This is a genomic window from Okeania sp. SIO2F4 (assembly GCF_010672385.1).
Classification (GTDB): domain Bacteria; phylum Cyanobacteriota; class Cyanobacteriia; order Cyanobacteriales; family Microcoleaceae; genus Trichodesmium.
The window spans coordinates 1-9,150 of record NZ_JAAHGT010000348.1 but is presented as its reverse complement, the minus strand read 5'-3'; the positions used below and the strand labels follow the sequence as shown (position 1 = coordinate 9,150).

At 34.9% G+C, this 9,150-nt stretch carries 7 protein-coding genes; 5 read left to right on the top strand and 2 right to left on the bottom strand.

Features of this window, described 5'->3' with window-relative positions; translation table 11 throughout:
- Positions 1–49: 49 nt before the first annotated feature.
- A complete protein-coding gene (locus F6K22_RS20970) occupies positions 50–364 on the top strand; it encodes a HepT-like ribonuclease domain-containing protein (protein ID WP_293102152.1) in 315 nt (104 codons plus the stop codon).
- A 202-nt stretch (positions 365–566) separates the two neighbouring features.
- A complete protein-coding gene (locus F6K22_RS20965; protein WP_293102149.1) occupies positions 567–2,249 on the top strand; it encodes a sodium:solute symporter family protein in 1,683 nt (560 codons plus the stop codon).
- Positions 2,250–2,433: 184 nt separating this feature from the next.
- On the opposite strand, the gene F6K22_RS20960 is transcribed toward F6K22_RS20965, so the two are convergent.
- Entirely contained in the window at positions 2,434–2,580 is a 147-nt protein-coding gene (locus tag F6K22_RS20960) for a DUF4926 domain-containing protein (RefSeq protein WP_293102146.1), read from the bottom strand.
- 180 nt (positions 2,581–2,760) lie between these two features.
- Entirely contained in the window at positions 2,761–2,883 is a 123-nt protein-coding gene (locus tag F6K22_RS42295; protein WP_363274043.1) for a DUF6883 domain-containing protein, read from the bottom strand.
- A gap of 1,277 nt (positions 2,884–4,160) precedes the next feature.
- Here F6K22_RS42295 and F6K22_RS20955 point away from each other — a divergent pair.
- From F6K22_RS20955 to F6K22_RS20945, 3 genes are all read left to right on the top strand, one after another.
- The gene (locus F6K22_RS20955; protein WP_293102144.1) at positions 4,161–5,351 is read left to right on the top strand and encodes an acetyltransferase domain-containing protein; all 1,191 of its coding nucleotides are present in this window, start codon (positions 4,161–4,163) and stop codon (positions 5,349–5,351) included.
- Between the two features lie 635 nt (positions 5,352–5,986).
- Positions 5,987–7,060, top strand: a complete 1,074-nt coding sequence (locus F6K22_RS20950) for a YheT family hydrolase (RefSeq protein ID WP_293102141.1) — start codon at positions 5,987–5,989, stop codon at positions 7,058–7,060.
- 1,618 nt (positions 7,061–8,678) lie between these two features.
- Positions 8,679–9,150, top strand: a 472-nt coding sequence (locus F6K22_RS20945) for a DUF2231 domain-containing protein (RefSeq protein WP_293102138.1), incomplete at its 3' end; no start/stop codon positions are given.

Below are 9,150 nucleotides of genomic sequence, written 5' to 3'. Positions count from 1 at the left end.
TCAAGGAGAGGTAAATTATTAATAATTAATTATTAATTGTTGAAAAGATATCCTCGATCGCCTCAGTCGCATTGAGGTTTACACAAAAGGAGGAAAAACAGAATTTTTACAATCATCTTTGATTCAAGATGGAGTGATTCGCTGTTTTGAAGTGATAGGAGAAGCAGTCAAACTGCTTTCTCCAGAATTAAGACAAAGTTATTCAGATATTCCCTGGGGAAGAATTGCTGGATTTCGAGATGTCTTGATTCATAACTATGCTGGAATAAACTTGGATGAAGTTTGGAATGTAGTAGAATATAACTTACCAGACTTAAAACCGAAAATTGTACAAATTTTATCGGAAATAAATAATGAGACTTGAAAATGCAAATCTATATACTGAATTCTATAAATAATGAGTTATGCTTTCCTAAAAAAACGGTGCGTTACGCTTTCCTACGGAATGCTGCGCAAACGCTAACACACCCTACTGGACTGACTAGGTGTCTGGATCTCTCCTGCTCCCCTGCTCTCCCACTCCCTTACTCCCCTACTCCCTACTCCCTACTCCCTACTCCCTAATTATGAATACAGAAACTTGGACATTTATCTTCGTGACAATTTCCTTGATGCTTTACCTATATATTGGGTGGCGATCGCGAGTCCAAGACAGTAAAGGCTTTTTTGTTGCCGATCGAGGTGTACCTGCAATTGCTAATGGTGCTGCCACAGCAGCGGACTTTATGTCTGCAATTTCATTTATTTCTATGGCAGGAGCACTGTCAATTTTAGGTTATGATGGCTCTTATTATGCAGCAGCAGGAACAGGAGGTTATATACTCTTGGGATTACTCCTTGCTCCGTATCTGCGAAAGTTTGGTAAATATACTTTACCAGATTTTATAGGCGATCGCTACTACTCTAATATTGCTCGTATCGTTGCGGTTATTGCTGCCCTGATTATATCCATAACTTTTGTTGTTGGGCAAATGCGAGGTGTTGGTATTGTCTTCAGTCGATTTTTGGAAGTCCCCATTGAAGTTGGTGTTGTCATCGGTATGGTTATAGTTGCCTTCTTCGCCATATTAGGAGGAATGAAAGGTATTACTTGGACTCAGGTCGCTCAATACTTTATACTTATTGTTGCTTATTTGATTCCAGCTATTGCCATTAGCAATATTCTGACAAATATTCCGCTCCCACAATTCGCTTTTACTTTTGGTGATATTGTAGAAAAACTAAATCAAGTTCAGGTTGACTTAGGTTTTCCCGAATATACTGCTGCTTTCACCAAAACAACCATGCTAGATGTTCTATTCATAACTATTTCTGGCATGGTTGGTATTGCTAGTTTACCCCATGTTATTGTTCGTTTCTATACTGTACCTAACGTGAGAGCAGCTAGATATTCTGTAGCTTGGGCATTATTGTTTATTGCCATTTTTGCGACAACTGTTCCCGCTTTAGCTGCTTCTGCACGATACAATTTAATTGATAGTTTACACAACAAAACTGTGGAGGAGGTGCAACAGTTAGACTGGGCGACAAAGTGGCAAAATACAGGTTTGTTAGAATTCAGCGATAAAAATAATGACGGTCGTTTGCAGTTGACTCCAGATACAGAGACTAATGAAATTATTCTTGATCCAGATATTATTACTCTCTCCACTCCAGAAGTAGCTAAACTCGCTCCTTGGGTAATTGCTTTAGTGGCAACAGGAGGGTTAGCTGCTGCTTTGTCTACTGCATCGGGTTTGTTATTAGTGATTTCTAGTGCCATTGCTCACGATGTTTATTATCGCCTCATTAACCCAGAAGCATCAGAGTCACAAAGATTAATGCTCGGCAGAATAATGGTAGTATTGGCAATCGCCTTTGCTGGTTATTTCGGCATCAATCCCCCCGGTTTTGTAATTGAGATAGCAATTTTGGGAATTGGTGTCGGTGCTGCTACTTTTTTTCCAGCAATTATTTTGGGAGTGTTTGATAAGCGCACTAACCGGGAAGGAGCAATAAGCGGTATGGTAGTTGGTTTAGTATTTACAACCATCTATATTATTGGTGTAAGATTCTATGGAATGCCAACATGGTTTTTGGGATTGTCCGATCAGGGTATCGGTACAGTGGGAATGTTATTGAATTTTGTTGTGACTTTGGTAGTATCTCGGATGACAGTTCCTCCACCATGGGAAATACAAGAGATGGTGGGAGAGTTGCGATCGCCTCTAGGTGAAGTCAGAAGTCAGAAGTCAGAAGTCAGAAGTTAAATTCTTGCTCGCTTGCATTTTTGGTTAGTTTGTGTATTTGTTTAAAAAGGAGTGATATTGCATCTGCAAAGCTGCACTATAGAACTCCGTTCCCCAGCTATTATACTAATTCATAAAATAATAGCATTAATTGATGATCAGGAACAGTTTCCATTGCATAAGTTGTTTCGTCATTATTAGAAAATTATACTTCAAAGACGTTGTTATCGTATTCCATGACAATTGTTCCTACTTGTCCTTTATATAGAGTAATAGGTTTTTCTGTTTCAAAATGCTTTGCTTGGCGATCTTCAGTTAATGCCACTATATCTAATTCTTTTAATCTAGTCATCAGAATACCTCACTTACTAACAGGATAACAATTAGTTAATCTAGGAAAATCTTCCCCTGTACGAATTATCCAAGCAACTAAAATTAGGGATTCTCCTACATTAGTTTTCAGAAAGAATTTCATATTATATATACAATATTCATTGATTTGACGAATAATAACTGATTCATTAAGGGCAGCTTATTTAATTGCATTTTTTAGAATATCTACATTTTCTAGAGTAATTCCTAGTTTACTTTGAAAGATAGTTGCTTTATTTTTTCCTTTTTGATCGTTAAAATTAAGACAATAATTTTCAATCATAAACTTTGGTTTATTTATCTCCTTCTGGATTATAATTGAATTGAGATTTGGGGAGGTAGGGGCGGGTTTAGCCATAAATTCATCACTTTTCACCTAAAATTGAATAAACCCGCCCCTCAATTTTCAACCGCAAAACAATTTTAATTTTATTGTTAAAACGGTGGTAGAGATTGTAAGTGAGAGTTATTTGACTGCATTAATCTACCTACTTTGTTTCTGACAACTCTGAAGTGAGTGTCCTGACTCTTGCTCCTACCTTCCCACTATCAATCACTCAAGGAAAAACTGATGCGTTTTAATTACAGAAAAATTGTTATTGTACTGACTATTATACTTACAATAGTAATAATTATTGGTAATTTATATGTTCTGAAAAAAATTTCAGTAGCCTATGGAATTCTAAGTCTAAGACCTACTTCTCTGTTTACTAGAGCTTATGTGCGATGTAAATACCCCCAAATAATATCTTTCATGCAATTGATAGAATCTTTTTTCCAGCCTTTATTCATTGCCACTTTAGTTGAAGTTATTTTAATTTTAGTCTTAATGATAAGCAATATTATATCCAAGTGTCAGGCTATGATGGGTGCTACAATTCTCTGTTTTTTGTATCTAATTTTAATTATCTATTATGAACTTACATTTAGTTATTGTATTTATGGTACTTAAGTAATAATCTCACCCAGCCAACGGCTAATAGTTTTCTGTCCGTCGGGAAAATATTTTTTAGCTTTTGACAGCCATTTTTCCAGTTTAAATAATCCCCCTAACCAATTATCTGCATTCTCAAAAATTTCGCTAATTTTCTCTTTTAATTCATGTAAAGGATACCGAAAAAGCTATATCAGACTTTAAAAAAGTCGCCGACTTATACAAACAACAAGAAAATCAAAAGTGGCATAAAGACTCTCTAGATCCACTCAAATAATTACGAGCATTTTAGTATTTGTAGGTTGGGTTGAGGCAACGAAACCCAACATCAACCTAAAACATAAAGGTGTTTTATTTGGGTTTCACTTGATTCTACACAACCTACTTTTATTAAATTGAACTGATAACTGAAATAGTATTTGTAGGTTGCCTTGAGGTAAGGAAACCCAAAATCAACCTAAAACATAAAGGTGTTTTAGTTGGGTTTCACTTGGTTCTACCCAACCTACTTTTATTAAAAGATGACGGCAATTTTGATTGAGGTACACTACAATATGGAAAGAAAAGAGTTTAATCCCCCCAACCCCCTTGGTAAGAGGGGCTTAATAATTTATAACTTTATTCTAATGGTATTAGACTCTAAAAATCAAAATCAAGACCGCATTCCACGAGTAATATCAATTGACATTTTGCGCGGACTTGTAATGGTGCTAATGACCTTAGACCATGTACGATCATTTTTCTCTAATGCTGACTTTAACCCCTTAGACCTTACCCAGACAAATATTCCCCTATTTCTGACACGCTGGATAACCCATCTTTGCGCCCCCACATTCATTTTTCTAGCAGGAATAGGAGCTTATCTGTCTCTCAAACGTGGCAAAACCAAGCAACAACTTTCTCGCTTTTTATTACTTCGAGGTCTGTGGTTTATTTTTCTAGACTTAACAGTAGTGCGTTTGAGCTGGAGGTTTGACCTGAGTCACATTTTTTCTACTGCTGGAGTATTATGGGCGATCGGTTGTTCGATGATTTTCTTGGCAGCAATAATTTATCTTCCTACTCGGATAATAGCAACAATTGGAATTTTGCTAATACTCGGACATAATCTTTTTGATAATGTACAAGCAAAGCAATTAGGAAATATTGGTTGGTTGTGGGCAATACTTCACGAGCGCACAATGATTGAACCTATTTTTGGGTTTCGCTTATTTATCCTCTATCCTCTGATTCCTTGGATAGCAGTAATGGCATTAGGTTATGCTTTCGGAACGCTGTTTGAAATGGAAAAATATCGGCGACTTCAGCTATTAAGAAAAATAGGTTTAAGTACGATCGTTGCTTTTATTATTATTCGAGCAACTAATATTTATGGCGACCCGAAACCTTGGTCAATTCAGTCTAGCTTTCCTGATACCTTACTATCGTTTATCAATTGTCATAAATATCCACCTTCTTTACTATATTTATTAATTACACTACCTCTAGCCATCCTATTACTTTATTATTTTGAAAAATCAAACATACGTTATTTTAAACCATTAATTATATTAGGTCAGCAACCATTATTTTTCTATATTATCCACGTTTGGTTAATTCATATAACTGCTATTTTATTTGCCTTGTCTAGATATGGTCTAACACCTTTTACTTTCTCCCAAGTAGGCATCAGTTGGAAACCAAAAGCATTTGGGTATGATTTACCAATTGTTTATTTAATTTGGTTGTTAATAACTTTCCTGTTATACATTATCTGTGACTGGTTTGCTAAGTATAAGAAAAAGCATAGAGATAAGTGGTGGTTGAATTACCTATAAAGATCGGATTTTCCTAGCATTATAATTCAGTAGAAGATACTGATAACTGATAACTGAAATGGCTGGTTCGCTAAGTATAAGAAAAAGCATAGAGATAAGTGGTGGTTGAATGTAAGCATTCAGCTATTAGCATTCAGCTAGCCTCCTGGGTCGTAACTGCGGCCTTCAGCTTTTATTTGAATCAAGTAAAGACTAAGGTTAGTTGAGAGAAATATTTCATTCATAACTTTTAATTGTCTTTGAATACTAATTCCTTCTTCCAAGATAATGAGTTAATAACTCATAGCTGATAGCTGTTAGCGCAGCTCCTCCGCAGGAGGCAAGAGGCTAGCTGACGGCTGAATGCTTACGGTTGAATTACCTGTAAAGAACATATTTATCTAGGGATATATTCTGGTTATATTAAATATATATTCTATCATTTAAAAAAAAGAATGTGGCGTGAATAATTTAGTCAATAAAATGGTTTTAACCAGATGTATACTTGCTCAAATAAAATTGTTTCACAGTAAAAAATGATAATCATACCTCTTTCTACTGACTACTGATTATTGAATACTAGAAGATGATAATTATGACTAACTGATATAATATCTGATTAACCAATTTAAGTATTATTTGATTAACATTGATCTATGGGTCATCCTTCTTATACTCCTCCATGGTTCCTAAAAAATGGTTTAGCAATGACTCTTTATGCAGCGTTTTGGATACCCCGTTTTTGGGAAGAGACTACTACATTTCCTGAGCCTCCTTACCAAGATACAATTTTTATTGGTGCAAATGATGTGCCAATTTTTGGCTGGATGGCTATTCCAGAAAACCCAAAAGGTACAATTATTGCGACTTATGGAATTACAGGAGAGCTAGATAATCAATGGTTCTTACAACTATTAGGACGCAAAGCTTACGCTCAAGGTTATGCCATTATTTTATTTGATTGGCGTGCCCATGGCAAGACAGCATTACTATCACCAACTCTAACTTCAGATGGGATTTATGAAGGGCAAGATTTTGTTCATATTGCTGCTCAAGCAAAAGCAATGGGTTGTCCGCCAAATTTTTGGTTTACTGCCTATTCTTTAGGAGGACAACTAGCACTTTGGGGTGCAAAAGTAGCAGAAAATTTGGCTCCAGAATTAGGATTAGCAGAAACAGATATTGGTGGTTGTGCAGTTATTTGCCCCAGTCTAGAAGCTCAACGTTCTCTCTCTTATTTAGATAGTCATCCTTTAGGAAGAAACTTGGATAAAGGAATTAGTAAAAACCTCAAAAAATTAGTTTACTTAATTCACGAGCATCATCCAGATTGTATAGACCCAGAGGCAATTGAACGAGCAGATTCTATCTGGAAATTTGATGAAGAATTTATTATCAAAGGACTAGGATTCTCATCAGTAGAAGCCTACTATAAAGCAACAAGTCCCTTATATTTTTTGCCTAATCTTCAGAAAAAAACATTGATTATTTATGCTGAAGATGACCCACTATTTGACCCAACAATTGTGCCAGATTTAAAAGCTGCTTGTAAAAATAATTCTGCCATCGATTTGATTGTAACTCGTTACGGTGGTCATGTGGCTCATATTAGTAATCGATCGTGTCAAAAACTTGCCCAAGATGCCGATATTTGGTGGGCATGGAATCGAGTTTTTGAATGGATTAAAAAACATGAAACAGCAACATTAACTACTGCAGTTGCTGTCTAATTTAATCATCAGGAATTGGGCAATATTCCTAATTCCTGAAACTTATTTTGTAGTCAATATTTAGCTAATTAATATAGCACTATACATTAGACATCTCCAGAAAAGAGGGAACACTTAACTGGGAACACTTAACTGGGAAAAATAATTGATAATTTCTCCATAAGAATTGATTTAATTTTTTATTGTTGGAGATGTCTATTAAGTGTAGGACACTGGCAAAAGTTTTCTATTTTTGCGTTTTGCTTTCTTTGTGGCAGTATAACTTATGACAAATTGATTTGAGAAGTTGATTTTAAGGGTAACTATGGCTAATATTTCGGTGCCAGCAGCCAGCTCCTCGTCAGATCCCGCCCAAAAAATTCTACTGACTTGGTTCTGGTTCTTCCTAAGTTCAAGTCGTTCGTGCAGCGTCTTCGTTGGGAATTTTCTTGATTTTGCAGTTAATTAAAACACTGAATAATTAAGCATAAAGAACACCTTTGATTTGGATTATTTTGATTTTTATGTTTACATTTATGGGGTTAGCTTTGGTAGTTTTTCCTTATATTATTCCTATCAAAATTATTATTTACCGATAAATTGTGGGTATGCGCCTCCCCTTTTAAGGGGAAAAAAGACTTCATCTCTCCAATATGATTTTGTATCTATATTTGCAAAACGAAAGAAGATGCCTATAACTAGAAAAAAAATAACCGAAAATTTAATTAAAGTATTGGATTTATTTAGTTTAATTTTCATAATTAGATTTAGTATGAGTAGCAAAAATATACTTAGGCGTCATGTAAAAATAAGTTCTACAAATTTGATCTGAAATAGATTGTGAAATCTAGGTTCCATTAAAAAAAACTGTTCAGGTTATTCTTACACGACTCCTTATAGCAATCAGGAATCAGAGGTGAGAATTTTACTACTCCCTAAAAGTCTAAAATATGGTGGTTATGATATTCATAAGATACAGTTTTTTCCTTCTTCTCTGTTGCCTGTTGCTTGTTGCCTATAGGTTTACACTTACAATTCAGATTTAGATGGCGATATTAAAATTTAACATATTATCTTTATGAACCCCAAAATTGATTGGCATTCATCCCGGGGCTACCTAAATTTTTCTGTAAATTTAGTTACAGTATTTTAGCAAGATAGAGAATAATGCAGTCTTACATTTTAATTAAACAGCTAGCTTTTATAGTATTTAACGTGGAAAGCTCGTGAGAGAAAGTCCGATTGATAATCCCCTTTATTTATAAACTCATAATTCTTTAATATTAAGCTATATAGGCGTTACAGAAAAGAGATATAATTTCTAGGATTTCTCAACCTACAGATTCTGAGCTTTTTTACATTTTCAGAATAAAAATAGTACAGTTAATTATGACAAAGCGTCAAATCTAAAGAAAATAATGTTATCTTCACTACAGAGATTTTTAACTTTCATCAAAAAAAAAAGAATCGAGTATTTTTCTGGGAAAATTGTGAGTATTGATACGGTTAAAAATAGATATCTTCTTTAAATTCAAGTAGAACGTTATGAGAAAAAATTGATGAAAATATTTGTCTGAAGTAACTCGTAAAGTTTAATTTTTTTTCACGCATATATACTTATCTATTGAAGGAGAAGACTATGTGGGAGTATCTACCACTTTTAAACGAACACAATTTACCCTATCCAGATACAATACATCCCATTGTTGTCCACTTCGTAATTGCGATGGTATTATTTGCCTTCCTATGTGACATTATTGGTTACTTCACTCGTAATTTTCGTTTATATGAAGTAAGCTGGTGGAATATGTTTTTTGCCACCATTTCTATTTTTATTGCCATAATATTTGGTCAGTTTGAAGCTGGTCTGGCACAACCTTATGAAGCAGTTCAACCTATCTTAAACTTACATACATTAATTGGTTGGTCTCTCTCAGGAATCATCGCTGCTCTCACTGGTTGGCGTTATGTGATTCGTTCTAACAACACAGAAAAATTACCGATGCCATATCTGGGATTAGGATTTTTGCTAGTAGTTGTAGTTTGCTTTCAAGTCTATCTTGGAGATGAACTAGTTTGGGTGTATGGATTACACACAGTCCCAGTAGTGG

Coding starts and splice junctions, on each gene's coding strand:
- F6K22_RS20965 (WP_293102149.1), top strand. CDS start 567: ATGAATACAGAAACTTGGACATTTATCTTCGTGACAATTTCCTTGATG.
- F6K22_RS20955 (WP_293102144.1), top strand. CDS start 4,161: ATGGTATTAGACTCTAAAAATCAAAATCAAGACCGCATTCCACGAGTA.
- F6K22_RS20950 (WP_293102141.1), top strand. CDS start 5,987: ATGGGTCATCCTTCTTATACTCCTCCATGGTTCCTAAAAAATGGTTTA.
- F6K22_RS20960 (WP_293102146.1), bottom strand. CDS start 2,580: ATGACTAGATTAAAAGAATTAGATATAGTGGCATTAACTGAAGATCGC.
- F6K22_RS42295 (WP_363274043.1), bottom strand. CDS start 2,883: ATGATTGAAAATTATTGTCTTAATTTTAACGATCAAAAAGGAAAAAAT.